45 protein-coding genes are annotated in these 19960 nt (G+C 68.4%); 40 read left to right on the top strand and 5 right to left on the bottom strand.

From position 1 onward, the window contains the following. Positions 1–101: 101 nt before the first annotated feature. Together AB0I89_RS24145 and AB0I89_RS24140 are read right to left on the bottom strand one after the other, a co-directional pair. Positions 102–626: a GIY-YIG nuclease family protein gene (locus tag AB0I89_RS24145; protein ID WP_357130878.1), complete on the bottom strand. Its 525-nt coding sequence runs from the start codon at positions 624–626 to the stop codon at positions 102–104. Further along, positions 623–847 carry a hypothetical protein gene (locus AB0I89_RS24140; protein ID WP_357130875.1) on the bottom strand — a complete coding sequence of 75 codons (225 nt, stop codon included), beginning with the start codon at positions 845–847 and terminating at the stop codon, positions 623–625. The genes AB0I89_RS24145 and AB0I89_RS24140 overlap by 4 nt, the downstream gene beginning before the upstream one ends. Before the next feature lie 189 nt (positions 848–1036). On the opposite strand from AB0I89_RS24140, the gene AB0I89_RS24135 reads away from it, so the two are divergent. The 32 genes from AB0I89_RS24135 (at position 1037) to AB0I89_RS23980 (ending at position 11617) form a co-directional block, all read left to right on the top strand. Beyond that, positions 1037–1531: a hypothetical protein gene (locus tag AB0I89_RS24135; protein ID WP_357130872.1), complete on the top strand. Its 495-nt coding sequence runs from the start codon at positions 1037–1039 to the stop codon at positions 1529–1531. A gap of 1 nt (position 1532) precedes the next feature. Then, a complete protein-coding gene (locus AB0I89_RS24130) occupies positions 1533–1760 on the top strand; it encodes a hypothetical protein (RefSeq protein WP_357130869.1) in 228 nt (75 codons plus the stop codon). A gap of 2 nt (positions 1761–1762) precedes the next feature. Continuing rightward, positions 1763–2011, top strand: a complete 249-nt coding sequence (locus AB0I89_RS24125; RefSeq protein WP_357130866.1) for a hypothetical protein — start codon at positions 1763–1765, stop codon at positions 2009–2011. Further along, entirely contained in the window at positions 2011–2214 is a 204-nt protein-coding gene (locus AB0I89_RS24120) for a hypothetical protein (RefSeq protein WP_357130863.1), read from the top strand. The genes AB0I89_RS24125 and AB0I89_RS24120 overlap by 1 nt, the downstream gene beginning before the upstream one ends. Next, on the top strand, positions 2214–2426 hold the full coding sequence (locus tag AB0I89_RS24115) for a hypothetical protein (protein ID WP_357130860.1): 213 nt from the start codon (positions 2214–2216) through the stop codon (positions 2424–2426). Before AB0I89_RS24120 ends, AB0I89_RS24115 begins: the two co-directional genes overlap by 1 nt. Beyond that, entirely contained in the window at positions 2423–2578 is a 156-nt protein-coding gene (locus tag AB0I89_RS24110; protein ID WP_357130857.1) for a hypothetical protein, read from the top strand. Before AB0I89_RS24115 ends, AB0I89_RS24110 begins: the two co-directional genes overlap by 4 nt. Beyond that, the gene (locus AB0I89_RS24105) at positions 2575–2955 is read left to right on the top strand and encodes a hypothetical protein (RefSeq protein ID WP_357130854.1); all 381 of its coding nucleotides are present in this window, start codon (positions 2575–2577) and stop codon (positions 2953–2955) included. The genes AB0I89_RS24110 and AB0I89_RS24105 overlap by 4 nt, the downstream gene beginning before the upstream one ends. Next, on the top strand, positions 2952–3098 hold the full coding sequence (locus AB0I89_RS24100) for a hypothetical protein (protein ID WP_357130851.1): 147 nt from the start codon (positions 2952–2954) through the stop codon (positions 3096–3098). Before AB0I89_RS24105 ends, AB0I89_RS24100 begins: the two co-directional genes overlap by 4 nt. Positions 3099–3179: 81 nt before the next feature. Continuing rightward, entirely contained in the window at positions 3180–3353 is a 174-nt protein-coding gene (locus AB0I89_RS24095; protein WP_357130848.1) for a hypothetical protein, read from the top strand. Beyond that, on the top strand, positions 3353–3619 hold the full coding sequence (locus AB0I89_RS24090) for a hypothetical protein (protein WP_357130845.1): 267 nt from the start codon (positions 3353–3355) through the stop codon (positions 3617–3619). Before AB0I89_RS24095 ends, AB0I89_RS24090 begins: the two co-directional genes overlap by 1 nt. A gap of 95 nt (positions 3620–3714) precedes the next feature. Next, complete coding sequence (locus tag AB0I89_RS24085; RefSeq protein WP_357130842.1) at positions 3715–3912, top strand: hypothetical protein; 198 nt, start codon at positions 3715–3717, stop codon at positions 3910–3912. After that, a complete protein-coding gene (locus tag AB0I89_RS24080) occupies positions 3912–4097 on the top strand; it encodes a hypothetical protein (protein WP_357130839.1) in 186 nt (61 codons plus the stop codon). Before AB0I89_RS24085 ends, AB0I89_RS24080 begins: the two co-directional genes overlap by 1 nt. A gap of 3 nt (positions 4098–4100) precedes the next feature. Next, positions 4101–4505: a hypothetical protein gene (locus AB0I89_RS24075; RefSeq protein WP_357130836.1), complete on the top strand. Its 405-nt coding sequence runs from the start codon at positions 4101–4103 to the stop codon at positions 4503–4505. 122 nt (positions 4506–4627) lie between these two features. Beyond that, positions 4628–4822, top strand: coding sequence for a hypothetical protein (locus tag AB0I89_RS24070; RefSeq protein ID WP_357130833.1), 195 nt, complete (start codon positions 4628–4630; stop codon positions 4820–4822). Next, complete coding sequence (locus AB0I89_RS24065) at positions 4819–4989, top strand: hypothetical protein (protein ID WP_357130830.1); 171 nt, start codon at positions 4819–4821, stop codon at positions 4987–4989. Before AB0I89_RS24070 ends, AB0I89_RS24065 begins: the two co-directional genes overlap by 4 nt. Before the next feature lie 151 nt (positions 4990–5140). Further along, on the top strand, positions 5141–5398 hold the full coding sequence (locus AB0I89_RS24060) for a hypothetical protein (RefSeq protein WP_357130827.1): 258 nt from the start codon (positions 5141–5143) through the stop codon (positions 5396–5398). Between the two features lie 89 nt (positions 5399–5487). Next, positions 5488–6093 (top strand): hypothetical protein, encoded by a 606-nt coding sequence (locus AB0I89_RS24055; protein WP_357130824.1) that lies wholly within the window; start codon positions 5488–5490, stop codon positions 6091–6093. A gap of 490 nt (positions 6094–6583) precedes the next feature. Next, positions 6584–7099, top strand: a complete 516-nt coding sequence (locus AB0I89_RS24050; protein WP_357130821.1) for a hypothetical protein — start codon at positions 6584–6586, stop codon at positions 7097–7099. Between the two features lie 100 nt (positions 7100–7199). Then, entirely contained in the window at positions 7200–7439 is a 240-nt protein-coding gene (locus AB0I89_RS24045) for a hypothetical protein (RefSeq protein WP_357130818.1), read from the top strand. 94 nt (positions 7440–7533) lie between these two features. Beyond that, positions 7534–7803 carry a hypothetical protein gene (locus AB0I89_RS24040; protein WP_357130814.1) on the top strand — a complete coding sequence of 90 codons (270 nt, stop codon included), beginning with the start codon at positions 7534–7536 and terminating at the stop codon, positions 7801–7803. Positions 7804–7896: 93 nt separating this feature from the next. Then, entirely contained in the window at positions 7897–8097 is a 201-nt protein-coding gene (locus tag AB0I89_RS24035; RefSeq protein WP_357130811.1) for a hypothetical protein, read from the top strand. Positions 8098–8137: 40 nt separating this feature from the next. After that, positions 8138–8533 (top strand): hypothetical protein, encoded by a 396-nt coding sequence (locus tag AB0I89_RS24030; protein ID WP_357130808.1) that lies wholly within the window; start codon positions 8138–8140, stop codon positions 8531–8533. A 2-nt stretch (positions 8534–8535) separates the two neighbouring features. After that, on the top strand, positions 8536–8724 hold the full coding sequence (locus AB0I89_RS24025) for a hypothetical protein (protein WP_357130805.1): 189 nt from the start codon (positions 8536–8538) through the stop codon (positions 8722–8724). Beyond that, a complete protein-coding gene (locus AB0I89_RS24020; protein WP_357130802.1) occupies positions 8721–9008 on the top strand; it encodes a hypothetical protein in 288 nt (95 codons plus the stop codon). Before AB0I89_RS24025 ends, AB0I89_RS24020 begins: the two co-directional genes overlap by 4 nt. A gap of 133 nt (positions 9009–9141) precedes the next feature. Continuing rightward, positions 9142–9306 carry a hypothetical protein gene (locus AB0I89_RS24015; protein ID WP_357130799.1) on the top strand — a complete coding sequence of 55 codons (165 nt, stop codon included), beginning with the start codon at positions 9142–9144 and terminating at the stop codon, positions 9304–9306. 5 nt (positions 9307–9311) lie between these two features. Further along, entirely contained in the window at positions 9312–9674 is a 363-nt protein-coding gene (locus AB0I89_RS24010) for a hypothetical protein (protein ID WP_357130796.1), read from the top strand. 2 nt (positions 9675–9676) lie between these two features. Next, positions 9677–10051, top strand: coding sequence for a hypothetical protein (locus AB0I89_RS24005; RefSeq protein ID WP_357130794.1), 375 nt, complete (start codon positions 9677–9679; stop codon positions 10049–10051). A gap of 5 nt (positions 10052–10056) precedes the next feature. Further along, the gene (locus AB0I89_RS24000; RefSeq protein ID WP_357130791.1) at positions 10057–10347 is read left to right on the top strand and encodes a hypothetical protein; all 291 of its coding nucleotides are present in this window, start codon (positions 10057–10059) and stop codon (positions 10345–10347) included. Between the two features lie 4 nt (positions 10348–10351). Next, on the top strand, positions 10352–10879 hold the full coding sequence (locus tag AB0I89_RS23995) for a hypothetical protein (protein WP_357130788.1): 528 nt from the start codon (positions 10352–10354) through the stop codon (positions 10877–10879). Then, on the top strand, positions 10876–11139 hold the full coding sequence (locus AB0I89_RS23990) for a hypothetical protein (protein ID WP_357130785.1): 264 nt from the start codon (positions 10876–10878) through the stop codon (positions 11137–11139). Before AB0I89_RS23995 ends, AB0I89_RS23990 begins: the two co-directional genes overlap by 4 nt. Then, on the top strand, positions 11136–11441 hold the full coding sequence (locus AB0I89_RS23985) for a hypothetical protein (protein ID WP_357130782.1): 306 nt from the start codon (positions 11136–11138) through the stop codon (positions 11439–11441). The genes AB0I89_RS23990 and AB0I89_RS23985 overlap by 4 nt, the downstream gene beginning before the upstream one ends. Next, on the top strand, positions 11438–11617 hold the full coding sequence (locus AB0I89_RS23980) for a hypothetical protein (RefSeq protein ID WP_357130779.1): 180 nt from the start codon (positions 11438–11440) through the stop codon (positions 11615–11617). Before AB0I89_RS23985 ends, AB0I89_RS23980 begins: the two co-directional genes overlap by 4 nt. Before the next feature lie 31 nt (positions 11618–11648). Here the strand turns inward: AB0I89_RS23980 and AB0I89_RS23975 are convergent, their stop codons facing one another. The 3 genes from AB0I89_RS23975 to AB0I89_RS23965 all read right to left on the bottom strand — a co-directional run bounded on the left by AB0I89_RS23975 (position 11649) and on the right by AB0I89_RS23965 (position 13924). Next, positions 11649–11846, bottom strand: coding sequence for a hypothetical protein (locus AB0I89_RS23975; RefSeq protein WP_357130776.1), 198 nt, complete (start codon positions 11844–11846; stop codon positions 11649–11651). Positions 11847–11923: 77 nt separating this feature from the next. Further along, positions 11924–12748, bottom strand: a complete 825-nt coding sequence (locus AB0I89_RS23970) for a helix-turn-helix domain-containing protein (RefSeq protein ID WP_357130773.1) — start codon at positions 12746–12748, stop codon at positions 11924–11926. Positions 12749–13159: 411 nt separating this feature from the next. Then, positions 13160–13924, bottom strand: coding sequence for a GntR family transcriptional regulator (locus AB0I89_RS23965; protein ID WP_357130770.1), 765 nt, complete (start codon positions 13922–13924; stop codon positions 13160–13162). Between the two features lie 111 nt (positions 13925–14035). Between AB0I89_RS23965 and AB0I89_RS23960 the strand changes: the two genes are divergently transcribed. The 8 genes from AB0I89_RS23960 (at position 14036) to AB0I89_RS23925 (ending at position 19942) form a co-directional block, all read left to right on the top strand. Further along, a complete protein-coding gene (locus AB0I89_RS23960) occupies positions 14036–15901 on the top strand; it encodes a DUF2637 domain-containing protein (protein ID WP_357130767.1) in 1866 nt (621 codons plus the stop codon). Positions 15902–15996: 95 nt separating this feature from the next. Beyond that, positions 15997–16356, top strand: coding sequence for a hypothetical protein (locus AB0I89_RS23955; protein WP_357130764.1), 360 nt, complete (start codon positions 15997–15999; stop codon positions 16354–16356). Positions 16357–16385: 29 nt separating this feature from the next. Further along, on the top strand, positions 16386–16643 hold the full coding sequence (locus tag AB0I89_RS23950; RefSeq protein WP_357130761.1) for a hypothetical protein: 258 nt from the start codon (positions 16386–16388) through the stop codon (positions 16641–16643). After that, positions 16643–16855, top strand: a complete 213-nt coding sequence (locus AB0I89_RS23945; protein ID WP_357130758.1) for a hypothetical protein — start codon at positions 16643–16645, stop codon at positions 16853–16855. The genes AB0I89_RS23950 and AB0I89_RS23945 overlap by 1 nt, the downstream gene beginning before the upstream one ends. 140 nt (positions 16856–16995) lie before the next feature. After that, on the top strand, positions 16996–17277 hold the full coding sequence (locus AB0I89_RS23940) for a hypothetical protein (protein ID WP_357130755.1): 282 nt from the start codon (positions 16996–16998) through the stop codon (positions 17275–17277). Further along, positions 17274–17561, top strand: coding sequence for a hypothetical protein (locus tag AB0I89_RS23935; RefSeq protein WP_357130752.1), 288 nt, complete (start codon positions 17274–17276; stop codon positions 17559–17561). The genes AB0I89_RS23940 and AB0I89_RS23935 overlap by 4 nt, the downstream gene beginning before the upstream one ends. Positions 17562–17581: 20 nt before the next feature. Continuing rightward, positions 17582–18004 (top strand): hypothetical protein, encoded by a 423-nt coding sequence (locus tag AB0I89_RS23930; protein ID WP_357130749.1) that lies wholly within the window; start codon positions 17582–17584, stop codon positions 18002–18004. Positions 18005–18007: 3 nt separating this feature from the next. After that, positions 18008–19942: a hypothetical protein gene (locus tag AB0I89_RS23925; protein WP_357130746.1), complete on the top strand. Its 1935-nt coding sequence runs from the start codon at positions 18008–18010 to the stop codon at positions 19940–19942. The last annotated feature ends 18 nt before the right edge of the window (positions 19943–19960 follow it).

The raw sequence follows: 19960 nt of genomic DNA, 5'->3' as shown, positions 1-19960 counted from the left end.
TAGCTACAGTGGTACCTTCTTGCACAGCCCAGGGCCTCTCTGGGTTAGGGCCGGGAGTCCAGGTGTTTGCCCACCTGCCCGGCCCGAACTTGTCTTCCGGGTCAGCTTGCTCTCGCGCCACGCTGGCGCGACGCCTCCGCGCGGCGAAGTTGGTCACGCTGTTCCTCGGTCATGGCATCGCGGCGGATCATCTCTCTCGTGCGACCTAGTGCCTCCGCGATCGCTCGCTGCTGCACGCCGTTTGCCAGCGCCCGCCGGAGCGCCGTTCGGTAGTCGCGTTCGCGCTGCCGGATCGTGTCGAACGCTTCGACCACCTCGGCCAGGCGCTCCGACACCTGATCTTCGGCAGGGTGGGAGCCGTCTCGCGGCGCATGTCCCGGTTTCACGTTGTAGGTCGGGCTGTCGTGCTCGATGGCGGACGCCTCTGCCGCCTCCGCTGCTGCCCGGTTTTCGTACCACTCGATGGATTGCCGGGTGATCTCGCCACCCCAAGGCTGATTCGCTCGATGCTGGAGCACCCGGGAATGCGGTGTGTAGCTGATGCCGACGTAGATCAAGTTACCGTCGGCGCTGTAGAGCCGATAGAGCGCAGTGCGGTCGCTCCGGTCGTAGTGGTGGAGCCTCACGTCATTGACCTGCCTAGGTGGCGGTACACGGTCTTCCGCTCGACACCAAGCCTTGCCGCGAGGTGCGCGATGGGTACGGCATCGCCTTCTTTGTCCGCGAGGTGTCCTAGCTTCTCGCGGTACTTCGCGTCGATCTCTTGGAGTTGGTTGTAGAGGTTGACGACCTCGTCAATGCGGTCGGCAACGTCGCTGGTGGGCGGGCTGTACTTCCCTCGCGGCATGCGCTGAGGGTACGTGGTGGCTGTTCCCATACGTCCCATCCTTCCCTCGTTCAGTATCTGAGTCAATAGTAAACATGTTCCCGCTTGACACGCAAACCGGAGCGGTCTAGCGTCATGGGTGTAAGGCAACGAGCGGCACCGCCGGTGGGGCAAAACACCGACGGAGCCCTGATCGGGAGAGGTCCCCGAATGAGCACCACTGTTCTCAGCACACCCGGCCAGGAGGTCATCTACACGACCCCCAACGGCCGAATCACCGTCACGCTCCGGTACGTCCGCGAGAACGCCTACACGGTCACCACGATGCAGGGCACCCTCCGCATCGACGCGAACTGCGGCAGCTACGACAACGAGGACACCGCCCGCCTGATCGCCCGGGGCTACGCGGAGATGTACCGCAAGGAGAACCCTGCCGAGCCGGCTACCACGGTTCGCCGCCGGCAGGTCCCGCCGACCATGGCGGGGGCGCACCTCACCAGCCCGTCCGACGCCGGCAACCGGGTCCTGCGGGCCGCCGCCAACAACGGTGGCACCGTCAACCGGTCCGCTGCGGCGACGGTCGTGCAGCTCAAGTCGTTGGCCCGTAAGGGTCTGGTCACCCTCAACTACGCGTCGGGTACCGGCCTGCGCAAGGTGGTCGCGTCGGCGACGCTGACCGAGCGTGGCCGTCGGGCGGTGGCCTGAGATGGCCGCGCTGACGCTGTCGAACCCGGAGGACCGGGACGCCGTCACCAAGTCGGGCAACGTCGACCAGGTGATGGCGACGCTGATTCGTCTCGCCAACGACTACCGAGGGCGCACTGGCTACGAGGGTCGGGTTGCCGAACTGGACGCCGCCATGGAAGCGGTGGACACGGTCCCGGTCGCCGACCTGGACGAGCTGGCCGCGTACGTGCAGGCGGGGGTGCGCTGACCATGGACACCAACAACCTGACGTGGGTGTGGGCGGACCGCCCCGCCGTGCCACTGCTCGGCATCACCGTCGCCATCGCCGAGAAGGGCACCCCCGGATACCGCTACTACCACCGCAACCCGGCTGGGGTGTGGAAGCTGATCGCGGTCGCCGCCAACGAAGCCGAGTCGGTGTGCTGGTTCAACCACCGTGTCGAGCCGGTCGACGTCCCCGCCGAGTTGGCCGTGTGGCTGGATTCGGTGGTGGCGTGATGGGCGGCATGAACATCGAGCAGGCCACCGAACTGGTGGCCCTCGCCGACCGGCTTCACGACGCCGTGGGCGACGTGTACCGGGACACGGACCTGCTGGACTGGTATCCGGCCGTTGGTGAAGCGTTCGTCGCCTACCGGACGGCAGCCAGGCGGGTGGACGCCGAGAACGTTGCCCCGGCGGCACCGAAGGCGGGTGCGTGATGACGGAGCAGGCGAACACGAACAGCCCGGCGCCGGTCCGGCAGGGTCGCACCCGCACCCGGTTCCTGCCCAACGGGAGCGTCGAGCAGCGGGTGACGAAGGCGGACAACACCCGGGCGTGGGTGCCGGTCAACGACCGCTACCGCTCGCGGGTGAGCTACGGCTACGACCAGCCGTCGGGCAGCTACAACGCCCGGAGCGTGACCCGGTGACCCGGCTGCGCCGCATCTTCGGCACGCACGGTCAGCACCGGCCTGGCTTCGTTCGGCCCTTGTCGGACGTGCAGCCGGCGTCGGACCCGTGGGCGGTCGGCGAGGCGATGCACTGGTCGACGGACACGGCGCAGTTCGAGGTGATCGCGTGAGCATCTTCGACCGGTGGACTGCCGGCCACAAGGCCCGCAACGAGTCGCCCGCCTACGACGACTACAAGCCGCCGAAACAGGACGGGCTGCCCGCCGACTACGGACAGCACCCGCTGTGGTGCCGCACCGTCGGGCACGACGGACCGTGTCAGGTGTCGACCGCGGCCATCGGTGAGAACGGTGTCCGGTTCACGGTGACGGTCACCTACGACCGGGCTGCCAAAAATCCCCGCCCGCAGACGGTGGTGGAGGTGGGCGGCGAGGCGACGCGGCTCGACTCGGACGAGGTCGCACCGGTGTTCGGTTTGGCCGGGTCGTGGCTGGCGTTGATGTCGCTGCCCCGCACGAAGCCCGCCGATGCGGAGCCGCAGTCGTGAGCGCGGAGGTGCGGTCGCTGGCCGCGCAGCGTGACCGCAACCGGCGGGCCGCCGACAACCAGTTGCTTGACGCGGTGAACGAGGTTCGCGCCGACCTGGACAGGCCGGCCCCGCGCAGCAGCCAGCGCAACAACCGCAAGTAGCTCCACCCGCCGGCCCCGTCGAGGGGGCGGGGCCGGCACACCCATCCAAGCCTGTTTCATCCTGATCTAGGGAGAAGTGTCATGTTCGCGAAGTCGACGACCCGCCGTCTCGCCCGCGCCACCCGCACCAGCATCGCCGTCGAGATCGCCGACGAGGCCGGCACCGTCACCACGTACCGGCCCGCCCGCCGACCGGCCCGCCGCAACATCGAGCAGGCCGCCATCCGCGCCTCGCAGATGGGGCTGAGCTTCTGATGGCCGACGACCTTCCCAACCTGACCGGCCCGCAGCACGTCGAAGAGGCCCTGCGTCTCGCCGACCTCGCCGAGCAGCCCACCTGGGATGGCGTCAACCGCCCGTCCGATGAGCAGCGGTACCGCCTGCTGATGCGCGCCCACCTGCACGCCGACCTGGCCCGCACTGCCGCCATGGTCGACGCCCAGTGGTACAGCGACGGCACCGAGAGCCGCAGCGACACCGATCGCGACGCCTGGCACAACGCCTTCTCCGTCAAGCCGTAACAGCAGCCTGCAAGTGAGCCTCCCGGGCTCGGCCAGCACGTCCGAGCCCGGGTGCGGGGTCATCGCAGACCAGCAGCCAACAGCAAGGAGAACCCATGGACATGAACACCGTCGACGTCGCCATCACCGTCACCGTGAACGGCCAGAAGATCACCAAGAAGGCCAGCGGCGGCAGCGCCGACAATCCGTACCGGCTCGCCGAGGGCATCACCCAGTCCGTCCACGCCGAGATCGGAAAGGCGCTGTCCGACCCGCGCTTCAAGTGGGACCAGCAGCAGAAGCGTGACCGCTGATGCCCGGCCACACGAAGCGATACCGCGACCTGTCCAGCGGCGACCAGATCGTCACCGACGACGGCGCGTGGGACCGGGTCCACGGCGTCAACCACGAAGACGGACCGCCGGGGAAGGTGCTCGTCACCACTGACCGGGCCCGCCACGTCGAGTACGACGCCGACGCTCGCGTCGAAGTGGTGTAGCCGGTGACCGCCGACACCGACCCGATCTTCGCGGACGTGCTCGCCGAGCTGCGGGCCGCCGACGTTCGCCGCATCCACGACGGCCACCTGACCGCCGACGAAACCGCCGTGCTCGCCTCCATCAACGACGGCGACGTGGTGCGCCGCGACGGCCGGTGGGTCACCTCGGTCAACTACACGGCCGGGCTGCTGGCCGACGCCGGCATGGCGTGGGTGCAGGTCGACCCGGACGGCGTCGAACATCTGACGCCCACTGTTGAGGGCGAGATCGCGCTACGGCAGCAGCCCGACCAGCCCGACGTTCCGGCCGCGCGCGCGTGGCCTGCCTGCCTGCTGTGGCTAGTCGGTGTGATCTGCGCCGTCGGTGTGACCGCTGGTGCGCTGCTGGCGGTGCGGCACCTGCGATGAGACGGCGGGGCGCGGAGCCCTTCGACAAGCCACCGCGCCCCGCCCTGATCCCCAACCACGAGGATCCACCCCGAAGGCGTCGGAAGCGCCAGGGGTGGGCCAACCCCCGAAGGAGGCCGACCATGGCCAGTTTCTCTCAGCGACGGCGGGAATTCCAGGACGCGCAGGCGTTCGCGAACGCCAACCCGCAGGACCGTAACGCCCAGCGGGCGCTGGCCGACGCCGCGCAGGCGTTGCGGGAGTCCCCGGAGGTCGGGCGGGCGCGTGTCGAGCACCGCCGGCAGGCGCAGCAGACCCCGACCGGACGCCGCCGGTGACCGCCCCGCAGCGTCCCGACCCGGCCGAGGTGAACCGCAAGGCTGCCGCCGTGTTCGGTGCGATGGCCGCGGGCGCGTCCGGCCGCCGATCCACGTACGACCGGCGGGACGGCACGTGGACCACCGAGCACGGCCGCGACAACACCGGCGGGTCGGGCCGGACGTGAGTGCCGAGCAGGCGGGGGCGGACGTTAACGCCCGTCCCCGCACCACCCGCCCCGTCGACTACGAACCGAAGCCGACCGTCTGCCCGGCGTGTCTCACCGAGCAACCCACCCCCTGCCCCCTGAACTGCCCATCCCGAGAGGACGCGAACCGATGACCCCTCCCACGTTGACCGCCGCCCCCGCCCGCATCCACCGGCGCCGCATCCCGCCGCCGCCCGGCCGGGTGCATGTCGCCCAGGCCGACGAGATCCGCCGGCAGCTCGCCGCGAACGAGGTCGTCACCGTGGAGGTGGTCGGCAGGGGTAAGGGTTGGTTCGTGACGTCGGTCGCCGATGGCACGTACGAGGTGTGGCGGGACGGGAACCCGCTCACCGTGGCGTGGACCGATGTGCCGCTCGACCTCGCCTAGAAAACTTGGTCCGGGTTGTTGACCCAGGGGTCGCAACCCGGCTAATCTAGTCCATGTAACCAGGACAGAGAATCACCGAGGGGGCGGCAATGGACGTGCAGACCATCCGAGCGAAGATCCAGGCACTGGAAACGCTCGCCGACCCGAAGCGCACCAGCACCCCCGAAAACGAGCGCGCCGCTGCGAACCGCATGCTCAACCGCTTCCGCAAGTTGCTCGCCGAACACACCGCAACCGCCTTCGCTGACCGGCGCTCGTACGGCGACAAGTACGCCGACACGCGCAGCCTGCGGCTGACCGACATCGCCAAGTTGATCCGCGCCGAGGTGAAGCTGTCGCGGAAGATCGCCAGAATGGCCGCCACCCCTGGCGCGCTCAAGGTCGCCGACCCGATCGGCGACGCGCCTGCCGCCATCAGGGTCAGTGTGCGGACGCAGTACTACTCAGGTGTTGGCTCCATCGACGTCCGGCTGTCCGACATTCCCGCCGAGTGGGGCTGGACCGAGGAACCCGACGAGTCGTACATCGACCGGCGTCCGCGAAAGATCGCCACGCCCGCCCTCAAGGCCTTCGCTAAAGCGATCCGGGAGGTGATGGACGCCTACAACTACGACGGCTCAGATATCACGACGGACTACTTCGACGTCCGGTTCTACGGGCACGTGACCAGCGACGACGGCCTGATCCTTGGCTAGCGGGCCTGCTGGCCAACCGACCAAGGTGACAGGAGGGAGAGTGGTTATGGAGGCGACAAGCCTGGGGCTCTACGATCTGGCAGACAACGTAGACCGAGTTTCGGGGTGTGCTGTGCCTGCTGACCTGCCCATGCTGTTGATGGCTGATGTTGCCCGCCTGGGCGGGGTGAAGCCGGAAACGGTGTCGAAGGCGTTGCAGCGTTCGAAGCCTGGCGGTCGGTATGCGGGGGACCCGTTCCCGGAGCCGGATGGGCGTATCGGCGGGCGTGAGGGCTCGTTGTCGGGTTCGCGGCCGTGGTGGTCAGCGGAGCGCCGTGACCTGATTGAGGCGTGGTTTGCGCGGAATCAGGACCGCTCGGGTGTTGGCGGTCGTCCGCCGAAGCCTGCCGGTGGGAAGTAGCTAGAGAAACTTGGTCCGGGTTGTTGACCCGGCGGTTTCGTGGGCCTAGACTGGTCCATATAACCCAGACAGAGAATTGAGGGAGTCGAGATGACCGCGCCGAAGCTTTCCAAAGCCGCCATCCGCGCGCTCCGCGCCGCCGCAGACGGCACCCTCGGTCGCAACAACAACGGCAGCGTCACCATCGGCCTCGGCGGCGCCACCGTCAAAGACCTCCACGTGCGGCAGCTCACCGACCTGGGTTACATCACCGACGGTGCCGTCACCCGCTACCGGCGGATGTTCGTCATCACCACGGACGGCCTCGCCGCGCTCCCCGCCGATGACACCGCCGCCGTGCTCTGCCCCGGCTGCAACGCCGACCTGACGGCGCCCAGCGTCACGCCCAGCCGCAAGCAGCAGGGCTGGTGCGACACCTGCGCCCCCGACCGCACCACTCACCTGATGCTCGCCGGTGACCACGTCACGTTCTGCGGCAAGCCGATGTTCTACATCACCGCCGACCCGCACGCCGACGCGAAGGCGTACGAGGCGCTGTCCGGCTCCAACGACACCAACTGCGTCGACTGCGCCCGCAGCCTGCGCTACCGCAACCGCAACCGCTGAGCATCCCGCCGGTCGGCCGCGGGAGGCCGCGCAGCCCGGACGTCGTGGCCCGGACCGGCGACAACACCGAGCCGACCAGCAGCAGCGAAGGATGGACGACATGGCCAAGTACCGCGTCTACATGGAGACAACCGCCAGCATGACCGTCACCGTGGAGGTCGACGACAACCTTTCCGAGGATGAAGCGCGCGAAGCCGCCATCGAAAAGGCGTACGACGAAGCACCCCGCGACGTGTGCGCCCAGTGCAGCGGCTGGAACCAGCCTTGGTCCCTGGACCTGGGGGAGTGGGAGATGTCCACCGAGTCCGACGGCTCCGAGGTTCAGCCCGAGCTGGCCTGACCCGCTCAGCCCTCGCCCCGCCGTGATGGTGCTGGTTCAAAACCAGCCGAGGGCACAACACCGAAACCCCGACCAGCAGCAGGGAGCACCTGAAATGACCGAGACCCCCGCCATCCTCGCCGATCTGCCCATCCACTGGTCCGGTGTCGACGCCACCACGCCCGACGGCTGCACCCTCGCCACGACCGTCTACCTGGGCATCCCCACCACCTACGTAATCCGCGCCGGGCAGGTCATCGGCCGGAGCGAGATCTCCGATGGCCGGCAGGCGGGGTACGCAGGCGATCGGCTGAAGGGTGGCTACCTCATCGGGTTCGGTGACAGCCAGTCCCTGGGCGAGCGGATCGCCGCCCACACCCCCTGACCTACCCAGCCTCCGCAGTCACGTCGTGAGGGTGCCGCATCGAATGCGGCCGGAGGCACCACACCGATCCGACCAGCAGCAGGGAGAGTCGAGATGGCCACATGGAAAGCCCGCCTCCGTCCGTCTGGCGTCGAGACCACTCCCGCCCCGACGTGGCGTAAGGCCATCGATGCCGCCCGTGAGATCGCCGACGGCGACACCCACGCCGTGCTGATGAGCGCACCGAACGGTCGCCCGTTCACCGATGAGTGGACTGTGCGGCTGTCCGACGGCGCGATCGTGGACGACAAGTAGAAGCATCCAGTTCACCAGACCAGCAGCGGGGAGATTTAAGATGCCCGAGATTTCGCCCACCGCCGACGTCAACGAATCGCTCATCGGCACCGTCGAGAACGGCCCATGGGTGCTGATCGTGGATCCCAACCTGCGGAAGGTGGTCGGCGAGTACATCGCCGACGCGTGCCACACGATCGCATCGGACGCCGTCCTGGACAAGGCGATGCAGGTAGCCCACGACGCCACCCCGCAACGGCTGGACACCACAAGCCGACTGGTCACCCCGGACGCCCGGGAACGCCTGGCCCGGCACCTGTTCCTCCGCAACAGCCCCGCCGACTGGTCTGACCACGACGCCCTGCGCTGGGACCGCCGCGCCGACACCATCGACTACGACGCCGTGTACGCGGAGGCAGACGCGATCCTCGCCGTCATCACCGGACAGGGGAGCTGACCATGTGCGGATGCATCGGCCACACCGTCTGCGGCTACCACACCCAGCTCATCGCCGACCTCATCGACCGACTCAACGAGGCGGAGGCCGCCGGTGACGACGATGCGCGCAGCCTTCGCGGCGAGCTGGCCTCGTTCGGACTGCGGGCCGAGATCGTCGCCCACAAGATGAAGACGGAGGCAAGTCGATGAGCATGCGCCACACGAACGCCCAGATCGCCGGCATGTTCAAGCCCGCGTCGTGCAACCGCTGCCGCAACGGCATGTACGACATCGGCACCGTTGAGGTGACAGCCCGGTACACCGACTGCTCGGTGTGGCGAACACCGTGCTGCAAGCAGGTGGTTGACGACCGGGGTGAGACGGGTTGGACGACCCGCCGCGACTACGAGGTCATCGACAAGAGCCGGATCGACCCGGACGACCGGATGCCGTGGCGCGGGCAGGTCGACGTGTTCGGCATGTGGCGGGGCTAGGGGATGGCGTCGGGGCCGGTCGCTTTCGGGTGGCCGGCTTTTTCTTGTGGTGGCACATGTCGATGGCTGCTAGCATGGTGCTAGTGCGCTAGCATGTGGGTAGTAGACGTGATGCGAGACGAAGGAGCAACCCATGACCGAGCGCACCGACACCAGCCAGCCTGAGTCGATCTGCTCCGACGGCTACCCGGAACACCTGTACCACCGCACCTACAGCGGACCCAACGGCACCGCGTGGGAGTGCACCCGGTGTGGTGCCGAAGATTCCAGCAACACCGAGAGCAGCGACGAGGAGTGACCGCCATGACCGAGCGCACCGACCCTGTGGTCATCGAACTCAACTGCGAAGCGAACCCCTCCACCGACACCGTCGAAATCGACCGGGCCCGGTGGAACGACATGACCCCCACCGAGCGCGCCGTGATGCTCGACGACATGACCGACGAGCACATCGGCAACGCCGGAGGTGGCGGCTGGTACATCGCCGACACCGACGACGAGGCGTCCGTGGGTACGGTTCCCACCACCTACCCGGTAGACGTTGACGCGGCCATGCGACTGGTCGTTCGGTACGGCGTTGAGTGCAGGCAGAATGGCCCGCTCACCGACACCGCCGAGCAGTTGCTGACCCGTATCCGTACCGCCATTACCGGCAAGGAGGCGTGACCATGGCCGCCTTCCACACCGACGTGCTCGCCCTCGCCCAGCACGCCCGCACCAGCCCCAACCCCGACGTGCGGGCCGCCGCCGACCGGATCCTCACCGGCGACCACGCGCTCATCGCCGAACCCGCCCGCGTCGACTGGGCCGAAGCCATCACCTACGGGGACGGGGAAACCCGCTACTTCAACGAGCTGGACGAAGAGGACGCCCGCAAGCAGGCGGCCCGCGACAACCGTCACCGCGCCAAGGGACGCGACGCAGGGGAGACGGACATCGCCCACGCCGCCGCCGTGTTCCGTGAGGTGCGGATGCTGGTCAACGGCACACAGATCATAGGCCCGTGGATGGCCCCCGCCGACCAGTTCGCCGAGGGGAAGTGACCACCGTGGCCGACCTGACCATCACTGACGGCCGCGCGGACATCCTGCGCGCCATCGACGCCGGCACCATCACCGAGGACTGGCACGCCGACGAGCCCGCAACGATCCGACTGGGCGCGCAAGGCCACCACTGGGGCGCCGTGGTCACCGGCAAGGTGCGGGTGTTGAAGACGGCAGGTCTGTGCGAAACGGACCCGGCCGATGAGGACTTCCACGTGCGGGGGATTCGGCTCACCGACGCCGGACGTCAGGCCCTCGCCGACTACGACGCGCGGCTTGCGCCCGAGGGAAAGTAACAACGTGGCCAAGCTCAAGACGTACGCCATCGGCATCAACACCCACGTGCACTCGGACATCTTCGCCATGCTCGACCAGCCCAACCACATTCGGCAGGCGAGGGTCCTCGTCGTCGCCCCCAACAAGGCTGCGGCGATCAACTACCCGAGCACGCTCCCCGGTCGTTGGGTGGGCACCCCGTACACCTCGGAGGTGCGCGTGGCATCCGGCAACGATGTAGATGCGCTGGCTGTTGCCGGTGTCCTCGATGCCCCGGCCGCGTTCGTCATCCCTCACACGGGCTGGCCCGGCAGCGGCGTGGTACGAGTCGACGCGGACGGTCCGAAGCTGATCGGGCATCTCAACCGCGCCAACGGGACGGTGCAGTTCGAGCCAGTCGGTACGGTCACCGTCAAGTTCAGCCCCGACGCGGTGTCGGCCCTCGCCTCCCTGCTCGGGCTCGTGCACTACGACGACCTTGCGCAGTCGTGGCGGAACATGCTGCCCGGCGAGCTGCTGGACGCGATGAAGTCGGAGGCGGACGACGAGTGACCGCCAAGGATGAGGCGCTGTCCGCCCTGGCCGCGCACCGCACCAGCACAGCCCCCGATCGCGCCCAACTCGAACGGGAGAAGCAGCGCCTCGACGCCCTGGACATCGAGCATGTGGCGGCCTGCCGGGACGCCGGGGTGACGTGGCAGGCGATTGCCGACGTGTTCGGTGTCGCCCAAGAAACCGTGATCAAGAAGTACAAGCCGAAGCTGACCACCGAGACGCGAGTACGGCCCAAGACCAGCAAGGAGGCAACATGACCGACTCGACCGAGCACGCCGCCACCGCCCGAGCCCACGCCGCCGCCTGGTTCGACAAGCACTTCACCCTCAACGGGTTCACCCCCATGAGCCCGGCCGAGCTGGCGCGACGTGCCGAGTTCATTCGCGCCGCCGAGCCCCGCCCCGGTGCGACAGTGCCGCCGATCGCCACTACCTGCGACTCGTGCGGGCACAGTCAGATCGAGGAACTGAAGTGGCTCGGCGAGAGCGGTGCGACGGCCCTGTGTATCGACGCTCTCGCATGCAAGCAGCGGAAGGGCAGCAACGGGGGGACGTCGTGACCATGTGGAAGAAGCTGAGTTTCAGCGACCGCCTGTTCTGGACCGGCATCGTCGCCCTCGTGATGTGCCTCGCCGCGGCCGGGCACCCGCGAGTGCAGAACGGGTTCGCGGCGGCCGGCATCGTCCTGCTCCTCGCCCACGCGTGGACGAAAGGCACCTCCGGCCCACGACGCTAACAGCCCAGCCAAGATGCGCGGCATGGGCGACTCACTCGCAGCCGTCGACCACGCCCCTCTGATTCGCCTCGCAGCAGTCCGCCCGATGCACGTACACCGGCAGATCCTCGCCCCGCCGGTTGGCCCGCTCACCGGTCCGCTCGTACAGGCACGCGCCGGCTACGACCGTTTCCCCGCCGCCGTCGACCACACGACCGTCGGCGGGACCATGCCTGAGCAGCACCTTCACGCAGGTGAGCGTAGCTCGGTGGTTCTGGGCGGATGGCATTTGCTAGGCGGTTGCCATGGCAGGTGCCATGGCCGCCCCTACGCCGGTTCTATGCCGAGCGACAGCAGCCAGTCTTCAACGCCGCGCCCGTAGTCGCCGCTCATGCTCTCGACGTACGCGCCAGGGAACCCGATCTTCTTGTCGCCGATCTTCACCTTGCGGAACCCGTCGTAGAACAGGTCCACGTCGAACACTCCCTCGTTGAAGGTGCTGCCGTCGGAGCGCAGACGCTTGGCGTTGATGAGGTTGAGAAACCGGTTCCGGTCGTCTTCGCGTTTGCGGGTGAGCTTTTCACCGGTCGTCGGCTGTCGCTGGGCTGGCAGCGCCCACGGATCGGGGAAGTTGTCTCGATTCGTGCCGCCACTGGAAGGAGCGAAGCGACTGGAAGTGGTGCCGCTCTGATCTGATCGTTGGTCTAGTTCACCTTGATCTAGTTGTGGTTCTTCTAGTTCGTGTGCGCTGTGGCTCACTAGGGTGGTGTGCTCTGGCATACCAGGGGTGGTGTGCTGTGGAGCACTACCCCTTGCGGAGTTCTTCTCCGGCCACGAGACGCACAGCAGCGTGTACCGGTTGGTGTCGTTGACTTTCTTCTGCTCGTTGCGGCGACACTCCTTCTCGACCAACCCGGCGTCGATCAGCTCTGCGATGTACCGGTCGACGGCACGGGCGTTCTTGAGGTTCATCCGCTTGGCGAGGTTCGACCGGGACGGCCACACGTGGGTGTCACCGCGCCCGTAGTTGAGGTGCGTCAGCAGCAGCGCGTAGAGGTACGCGGCGTTGATGGTCAGCTTGCCCGTCGCAACGAGGTCGAGCAGTTCGACAGGGAGCCGGACGTGCAGGTCCGGGGGAGGGGTGGCGGTCATCGCACACCGCCGGGTCGCACAGACGTGCGGGCAAGGTAGACTTGTACCTTGAGCATGGGTCGCCCCCTACGGCGATCAAGGGTCCGGCCAGCGTTACCAGCGCTGCGATTCCGGACCCGTCTCTATTTATCACCTCTGATCATACTCGATGTCCGGATCTTGCTGACCTGGGCCGATGCCCCTCCGGACCCCTATCCTGGTCGCAGGCTCCGCTTTCACTACTGGGAAACCGCACGGCCGAAAGCGTCAGCGGGAGAAATCGCCGAACAGGGCGAGAGGTGCGTTCCCGCCACAGTAGGAGGAGCCGACACGACGAAGCCCCGGACGGATGACCGTCTGGGGCTCAGTGCAACTTTGGCGGCTGCACGACCGGTCTACGGCAGCAGCGCGTCCCGCCACCGCCACACCAACTCACAGCGGGATGTCGTACTCCAACTGCACCCCATCGCCCGGATACACGATCTCCCGGGCCACCTCCACCACCCTGTCCCCAGCCAACATCCGTCGAGTGATCGCCAACACCGGGCCGGCGGACATGCGCAACACCTCCGCCTCCCTCGGTGTCGGCATCCGTGACTCCACGGTCTCCTTCACCTGAGTCACCGTCACCCCCAGCGACGCCAAGTGTCCGATCGCCCCGCCCGGCGCCGGCTCCGACCCTGGCCCGGCAACGGGTGTGCCGTCGACCATCTCCGCCAGGTAGTAGGACGTCGACATGTGGGTGGGCCAGCCGTCCTTGCGGAACACCAGATCGCGCCGCACCACGGGTGTTCCAGCGGGAACCTCGAACAGGTCGGCAACCTCGGCTGGCGCGTCCTCGCGGGTGATGACGAAGTCCGGCTTGTGCTGCTCCCACGTCAACCCGTAGTCGTGGGTCACCGACGTTTGAGGGGCCTCCGGCGTTGACTGCTGGTCCGCCCGGTATCGGGACGACGCGACCCGGCGGGGTTCGACGCGGGGGCGAACGTAGGAGCCGCGGCCTTTGATGGTGTGGATGCGACCCTTCGCCCTGAGGACGTCGAGGGCTTGCCGGATGGTGTTGCGGGCGACCTTGAACTCTGCGGACAGGTCGTGGTCGGAGGGGAACGGCATGCCATTGCCGATGATGCCCGCGTCTATTCGCCGCCCGAGTTCGTCTGCGATCTGGGCGTAGCGGGGGCGCGGGTCGTCTGGCATGCAGGTCACCTTACTGACCGATCTTGCAAGATTCGCATCACCTGTAAGGACACCACGCCACACCATCCCCTGTCTAGACACGCCAGCATAGTCATGTGTATGGTCGATGGCGTGACCCAGACGGCCAGCATCACGTTCATCCCCGACCCGGGGGAGTCGGTCTACACGACCGTGCCCAGCACCCCGGCGCCGGAGACAAGCGGCTGGGTTGACGGCGTCAACCTCTGGCTCGGCAACACCTTCCCCGCCTGGGTGTGGCCCCTCATGTGGCTCACCACCGCCGGCCTTCTCTTCGCATCCCTGCTCGTCGTACTCGGACGGCTCCGGAAAGCCCACCGCGCCAACCCGCCCGGAACCGGAGCGTCAACCAAGAAGCTCGGCGCCCTGTTCGGCGTCGCCGTCGGCTTCGCCATGCTCCTGTGGGCGGGCGTCCTCATCGGGTCCGGCAAGAACCTGATCGGCTGGGCGCGCGACACCCTCGAATGGCGTGACGGTTGGGACTGGCTGGTGCCGGCCACCCTCGACGGTGTCGCCATCGCCTTCGCCATCCTCATGTTCGCCGCAGTCCGGGCCGGACGGCCTGCCAACCGCGCCTACCGGGTGGTGTGGACCGCCACCATCGCCTCGGCCGCCATCGGGTTCTCCCACGAATACGACGGCACCACCAAGACGATGCTCGCCGCGATCTACCTGGGCCTGCTCGCTTTGGGTGCGATGGCGATCCTGCACGAACTGTTGGATCTGTTCCGCTCGCACACCGAGAAGAAGGCGGCCCGTGTCAGCCCGGTGTTCGGGCTGCGGTGGGTCACCTACACCCCCAACACGGTGTGCGCGTGGCTGGCGTGGCAGAACCACCCGCCGCGTCCGCTGTCCGCCCACCCCACCGACGAGCAGATCGTCTGGTACGGGTCGGTGCGCCACGCGGTCGCCCACCTGGAAACGGTGCGGCGCGCGAAGCGCATCGCCCAGTTCCGCATCGACGAGCAGACCCGCACGACCGGCGCTCCGGTGTGGCTGGTGAAGGTCCCCGCCGTTCGCAAGCTCACCGCCACCGTCACCGTCCAGCAGGCGGAGATGGCGGAGATGTCCGCGCGCCTCGACAAGGTGGCCGCCGACTTCACTGCGGAGAAGGCCCGCGCCGAAGCCGCGGTGCAGCGCGCGGAGGAGCAGGCCCGCAACGCCGCCCGCGCCCTCGCGGAGAAAGCCACCGCCGAAGGTAAGGCCACCGACGCGCTCCGGCAGGCGGAGAAGGCCCGCACCGACGCCGCCGCGACCGTGCACCGCACGGAGAGCATCGCCGACCGCCGAGTCACCGCAGCCCAGGCGGAGCTGGCGCACACCGCCGCCCGGCTAGACCGGATGGAGCAGCAGTGGATCGCCGCGAAGCAGGAAGCCGCAGTTCTCGCCGGCAAGCTCACCGAAGCGCACACGGAGACGCACACTGCCCGCCTCACCGCCGACCGGGCGGAGAAGACAGCGGCGGCTCTCCGGTCGGCGCTCACCGAGCAGTCGGAGAAGCACACCGCCGAGTTGGCGGAGACCACCTCGCGGCTTCGCGTGCAGATGGCGGAGAACGAGGCTCGCATTCGCGCGGAGATGGGCACGGTGAACCTCACCGCCTACCGCACCGGGGAGCGGAACACCACCCGCACCGCCAGCCGGGGGAACACGACGGGGAAGCGGTCCGTGCCGTCGAACGCTCCCCGCATGAGCGACGAAGAAGCAGTTCAGGCGCTTCTCCGCGCCCACCCCGAGCCGGAGTGGGAGTGGTCGCAGCCGCAGATCCGGGAGATCACCGGGGCGGGCGGTGAGCGGCTGTCGCGGTTGCAGAAGGCCGTCGCGGAGCACCACCGCAGAGAAGCGGAGAAGTCCGGCGCGGGGAGCGGTGAGACGCCCCCGGAGGCGACCACCGGTGAGCCCGCATCGCAGACCGGAGAGGACATGCAGATTGCTCAACCCGTCGCACATGCCGGATGACGTTCACCGCGACGCCATCAACTACCTGCGGGCGTTGTGGCCCGAGTACCCGAAGACCGCACGCCGACTGATCACCGAACCGGAGGAGGAAACCGATGACCACTGAGACTCTGCCCACCCGCAGCACCGCGTTCGCGGCGACCGGTGTGCCGCAGATCCCCGTCCGCCTCGACGAAGCACCCACCCCTTCCGCAGGCGACGTTCTGGAACACACGCAGGTCAGGCGGCAGTACCGGGACTGGCGGCAGACCGGAACCAACCTGGCGCTCGCCGTCGCGGCACCCGCCGCCGCTGGCAGCGTCTTCCTGTTCGCCGCCGACCGGCACCTGCTGGTCGCGAAGGTGCTGACGGTCATCGCCGGATTGTTCGCGCCGACCGCTCTTGCGCTGCACCGCGACTTCACCGCGTCGACCCGCCGCCTGTGGGTGTACGCGACCAACTCTGACACCCCCTGACCTGCGCAAACACCGAAGGAGACAGTCTGATGCCGAAGACGTACGAGCTGCGGGTGTTCCAGGGCCGCCGGGAGGTTGACACCCCCAACCGGCTCCGCGACGTCCTCGACCTGGACAACGCGCGGGGCACGAACGTGCGGCTCACCGGGCATCTGCTGGCTGCCGCCGAACGTGCCGGTCACGGCCGGGACCGGGCGCACCTGTTCCACCTGGACGTGCACGAGGTGCGCGGCGAACGGGCCGAAGGTCGGGCGTTGTTCCAGTTCAGCGTGCCGGTGGTGGCGTGATGTCCGTCCGGGCGTTGAACCGCGCCGCCGACAACCGGGCGACCGCGAACACCGTGAAGATCGCGCGGGCGGTGTCGCCGTACGAGCGGCTGCGGCACGCCTTGGAGTGGGTGATGGCCGAAGCCCGAGCCATGAACCGGGACGACGTGCCCGCCCTCGCCGACCGCATTAGCGGGGTTGCCCGCGAGTTGAACGAAAGGAGCCGTCCGTGACTGAGAGTGTTGTGGCACTGCCACATGGCAGTGCATCACGGGGGGTTGACAGCCCGCGCGCGTCTGGGCGCGCGAGGGTCAACGAGAGTGTAACCCGCCGTGATCGGCTTCGGGCTGCGGGGGCGGTCCGTCCGGTCGCCGTGACCCGCCGGATCGGCCGGGTCATGTACCTGGACGCCGCCGATTCGTGGATTGTTCGCGAAGCCACGCCGTCGATCCGGCAGGTGTGGGCCACCGACTATGCCGCCCTGGCGACGATCGACTACCTGCCGTTCCGGCTGTGGTGCCGGGGCTACCGGTATGCGGCGGTGTCGTCGGCGGCTGTCCTCGACGGCGTGAAGTGGATGCTGATCCACCCCGTCCGCGGACCCCTGTTCCTCACCGCCACCGGTGCCGGTGTGGGGGCGGTGGTGTGGGGGTGAGCGCCATCGGATCGTTCCTGCTGAACTTCCTGCACGACCTCAACACCCTGGCGACCATCGCCGGGGCCGCCGCAGGCACGTTCCTCACCACCACGAACGCCACCCGCCTACTGCGGTGGTACGTGGAGCGCGTCGAGAACAGCCCGTGGGTTGACCGCTGGCGGCTGCACGCCGTCCGCACCTTCTTCCGTCTCGCGGTGGGTGTGACCTGCCTTGTGGTGTTCGGCCCGAACGCGGTCGCGCTCGCCGCTGACATCCTCCACGACCTGACCACCGTCATCTGACCTCTCGAAAGGAGCAAGCCATGGAATTCGGAACCCGAGCAGGTGCGGTGGTCATCGCCGCCGCCCTGCTGTTCTGTGCTCTGCGTTTCCACAAGTCAAGCAACCCGAAGGGCAAGAAGATCGGCACGGCGTTCGCGTTCGTTGCCGGGCTGGCCACCCTCGCGGCGGTCGTCGGTGACTGGATGGGTGTTCTGTCGGACTTCTGGGCCAGCGTCATCGTGGCGTTGATGTTCATCGCCTTCGTTGTGCTCGTCGTCGACTGGGCGATGGACAAGCGGCCCGACAAGCCGGCGTTCTGGGCTGCGTACGCCCTGCCGACGTTGCTGGTGGTGGGGATCGTGCAGATCCCCGCCGTCGGTAACCAGATCGGTGACGGCGGTAAGCAGGTCGCCGACCAGATGTCGAAGGTCGGCGACAAGCCGGCCGGCAAGTCGGGGAAGTAGCCGATGATCTCGATGATGATCGGCGCGATGATCCTCGCCCTGTGGGTGAAGGTTGCCGCGGAGACTGCCGGCGACCTGGTGACCACGTTGCGGGCGTCGAAGGCCGGTGAGTGGTCGCTGATCGACAAGCAGCGTGACCGTAAGGCCGCCAAGGCGCAGTCCCGCCGGGAGGCCATGTCGAAGGCGTGGCAGTCGACCCGGGCGGCCCGGAACAGGAAGGCCGGCGGCACGGGCCAGTACCGGCCGGGTATGGCCGCCTACCTGGGCGACGTCTACCACGGGGTGTGGGAAGACCAGTTGGAGAAGCGGAAGGCGAAGCGCGCCAGCCGCCCGCAGGTCGGCCCGGATGGGAAGCGTCCCGCGCCGTCGCGGATGGACCGTGCGGTGGAGGGCAAGGTTGAGGCCCAGCGGACGAAGACCGGCTACACGGGTCGGATCAAGCAGGCAGGGCGGCTGCTGATCGACCCGGTGGGGGAGGGTCGGCAGCCGTCGGGGGTTATGCCACCACCGGCCAGCCCGCCGCCCGCTCCCGCCCCTGTCGCCGACGGTCCGCGTACCGCCTGCCAGGTGTGCGGGGACAGCCTCACCGAACGCGACGGCGTGTGGTCGCACCCGGCCGAGTCGACGTGCGAGACAGCCCGACGGCCCGACGGCGGCTACCACGTGCCGTGGCCGGTGAAGCAAGCCGCACCCGAGCTGTACCGGCTCAACCGGGCCGAGGGGCGCAGCGGCGCACTGGGGGAGACGCAGACCGCCCGGGACCTGCGGGGCATGTTCGGGGACCGGTACCCGCAGCACGTGTACGAGCAGGCCGCCGCTGACGCCACCCACACCCCGGCGCCGGAAGGCGGCTGGATGCCGGACCACGACAAGGTGACCCAGGTCGCCCTAGACGCGCTCGCCGACGCCGACCCGGACGGGCACCGCCGGCCGAAGAACCTGGACGACGCGGAAGCGGCGATCGCCCGGATGTTCCCGCGACTCCACCCGGAGGTCATCGCCGAGGCGATGGCCCTCGCCGACAAGGTGCACGGCTGCAACTCGTGCGGCCGGCGGCGCGGGGCAAAGCCGCCGTGTGTGCACCAGCAGGCCGCCGAGAACCGGCTGCGTGAGGCGCGGGCCCGCATGGCCACCACGAACGTTGCAGACCGGATGTCCGCCGACATGGCCGAACAGCGCAAGCAGCACGGTGCGTGCTCCCGATGCGGAGACGAACCCAACCTGCCCGGCCGAACCGTCGGCACCGCATGCGCCCACATCCTCGACCAGCTCAGCACTGCCGCCGAAGCCGAGTGGGCCCGCCTTGACCCGAACCACACCGGTGACTCCCGGCAGGTTGGGCGGGCCGTGTTCGACGCCCTGTCCGCGAACAACACCCACGGGTGGACGCGCGCCGAGATCCAGAACGCGGTCAAGTACTACAAGCACCGCCCGGCTGACCACCTCACCACTGGAACCGAATCAAGCAACGGAGGAACCACCATGAACACAGGAACTGCCGACCTGGTCGACTACAACACTGCCGTCGCCGAACACGAGCGCGCCCTCGAAACCCTGCGGGAGCAGCACGCGCAGGCTGTCGCGTTCGAGCAGCACGCCGCCGGGCTGCTCGCCGCCGTGGAGGCGATGGACGCCAACCGCAGCGAGGTCGCTACCGCGCTCGCCCCCCTGTCGGAGGGCATGGAGGGCAGCCGGTTCGGGGCCGACGCCACGCAGGGTTCGGCTGAGGCGGTATCCGCTCTGACGGCCGGGTCGATCGCTGAGGTGCAGGAGAACATCGAGGCCGCCGTACTGCGCAACGAGCAGTGGAAGGCGGAATTGGCGGAGTCGATCGAGGGCGTGCAGGGGTCGTTGCAGCACGTCAAGTCGCAGTTCGGGGAGCTGGCGGCTGGGGTGCAGGAGACGGGCATCGACGGGCGGGCGTTGGAGGAGCACTGAACTTCCGACGCCACCGGT

Origin of the sequence: Micromonospora sp. NPDC049801 (genome assembly GCF_040656575.1) — a bacterium.
In the GTDB taxonomy this organism is placed as follows: domain Bacteria; phylum Actinomycetota; class Actinomycetes; order Mycobacteriales; family Micromonosporaceae; genus Micromonospora.
The sequence above is the reverse complement of the archived record's forward strand: the minus strand, read 5'-3'. Positions and strand labels throughout refer to the sequence as shown.

Bases quoted from the DNA above. Each gene is read 5' to 3' on its own strand.
- AB0I89_RS24140 (WP_357130875.1), bottom strand. From the start codon at position 847: ATGCCGCGAGGGAAGTACAGCCCGCCCACCAGCGACGTTGCCGACCGC.
- AB0I89_RS24135 (WP_357130872.1), top strand. From the start codon at position 1,037: ATGAGCACCACTGTTCTCAGCACACCCGGCCAGGAGGTCATCTACACG.
- AB0I89_RS24130 (WP_357130869.1), top strand. From the start codon at position 1,533: ATGGCCGCGCTGACGCTGTCGAACCCGGAGGACCGGGACGCCGTCACC.
- AB0I89_RS24125 (WP_357130866.1), top strand. From the start codon at position 1,763: ATGGACACCAACAACCTGACGTGGGTGTGGGCGGACCGCCCCGCCGTG.
- AB0I89_RS24120 (WP_357130863.1), top strand. From the start codon at position 2,011: ATGGGCGGCATGAACATCGAGCAGGCCACCGAACTGGTGGCCCTCGCC.
- AB0I89_RS24115 (WP_357130860.1), top strand. From the start codon at position 2,214: ATGACGGAGCAGGCGAACACGAACAGCCCGGCGCCGGTCCGGCAGGGT.
- AB0I89_RS24095 (WP_357130848.1), top strand. From the start codon at position 3,180: ATGTTCGCGAAGTCGACGACCCGCCGTCTCGCCCGCGCCACCCGCACC.
- AB0I89_RS24090 (WP_357130845.1), top strand. From the start codon at position 3,353: ATGGCCGACGACCTTCCCAACCTGACCGGCCCGCAGCACGTCGAAGAG.
- AB0I89_RS24085 (WP_357130842.1), top strand. From the start codon at position 3,715: ATGGACATGAACACCGTCGACGTCGCCATCACCGTCACCGTGAACGGC.
- AB0I89_RS24080 (WP_357130839.1), top strand. From the start codon at position 3,912: ATGCCCGGCCACACGAAGCGATACCGCGACCTGTCCAGCGGCGACCAG.
- AB0I89_RS24070 (WP_357130833.1), top strand. From the start codon at position 4,628: ATGGCCAGTTTCTCTCAGCGACGGCGGGAATTCCAGGACGCGCAGGCG.
- AB0I89_RS24060 (WP_357130827.1), top strand. From the start codon at position 5,141: ATGACCCCTCCCACGTTGACCGCCGCCCCCGCCCGCATCCACCGGCGC.
- AB0I89_RS24055 (WP_357130824.1), top strand. From the start codon at position 5,488: ATGGACGTGCAGACCATCCGAGCGAAGATCCAGGCACTGGAAACGCTC.
- AB0I89_RS24050 (WP_357130821.1), top strand. From the start codon at position 6,584: ATGACCGCGCCGAAGCTTTCCAAAGCCGCCATCCGCGCGCTCCGCGCC.
- AB0I89_RS24045 (WP_357130818.1), top strand. From the start codon at position 7,200: ATGGCCAAGTACCGCGTCTACATGGAGACAACCGCCAGCATGACCGTC.
- AB0I89_RS24040 (WP_357130814.1), top strand. From the start codon at position 7,534: ATGACCGAGACCCCCGCCATCCTCGCCGATCTGCCCATCCACTGGTCC.
- AB0I89_RS24035 (WP_357130811.1), top strand. From the start codon at position 7,897: ATGGCCACATGGAAAGCCCGCCTCCGTCCGTCTGGCGTCGAGACCACT.
- AB0I89_RS24030 (WP_357130808.1), top strand. From the start codon at position 8,138: ATGCCCGAGATTTCGCCCACCGCCGACGTCAACGAATCGCTCATCGGC.
- AB0I89_RS24025 (WP_357130805.1), top strand. From the start codon at position 8,536: ATGTGCGGATGCATCGGCCACACCGTCTGCGGCTACCACACCCAGCTC.
- AB0I89_RS24020 (WP_357130802.1), top strand. From the start codon at position 8,721: ATGAGCATGCGCCACACGAACGCCCAGATCGCCGGCATGTTCAAGCCC.
- AB0I89_RS24015 (WP_357130799.1), top strand. From the start codon at position 9,142: ATGACCGAGCGCACCGACACCAGCCAGCCTGAGTCGATCTGCTCCGAC.
- AB0I89_RS24010 (WP_357130796.1), top strand. From the start codon at position 9,312: ATGACCGAGCGCACCGACCCTGTGGTCATCGAACTCAACTGCGAAGCG.
- AB0I89_RS24005 (WP_357130794.1), top strand. From the start codon at position 9,677: ATGGCCGCCTTCCACACCGACGTGCTCGCCCTCGCCCAGCACGCCCGC.
- AB0I89_RS23985 (WP_357130782.1), top strand. From the start codon at position 11,136: ATGACCGACTCGACCGAGCACGCCGCCACCGCCCGAGCCCACGCCGCC.
- AB0I89_RS23970 (WP_357130773.1), bottom strand. From the start codon at position 12,748: ATGACCGCCACCCCTCCCCCGGACCTGCACGTCCGGCTCCCTGTCGAA.
- AB0I89_RS23965 (WP_357130770.1), bottom strand. From the start codon at position 13,924: ATGCCAGACGACCCGCGCCCCCGCTACGCCCAGATCGCAGACGAACTC.
- AB0I89_RS23955 (WP_357130764.1), top strand. From the start codon at position 15,997: ATGACCACTGAGACTCTGCCCACCCGCAGCACCGCGTTCGCGGCGACC.
- AB0I89_RS23950 (WP_357130761.1), top strand. From the start codon at position 16,386: ATGCCGAAGACGTACGAGCTGCGGGTGTTCCAGGGCCGCCGGGAGGTT.
- AB0I89_RS23945 (WP_357130758.1), top strand. From the start codon at position 16,643: ATGTCCGTCCGGGCGTTGAACCGCGCCGCCGACAACCGGGCGACCGCG.
- AB0I89_RS23930 (WP_357130749.1), top strand. From the start codon at position 17,582: ATGGAATTCGGAACCCGAGCAGGTGCGGTGGTCATCGCCGCCGCCCTG.
- AB0I89_RS23925 (WP_357130746.1), top strand. From the start codon at position 18,008: ATGATCTCGATGATGATCGGCGCGATGATCCTCGCCCTGTGGGTGAAG.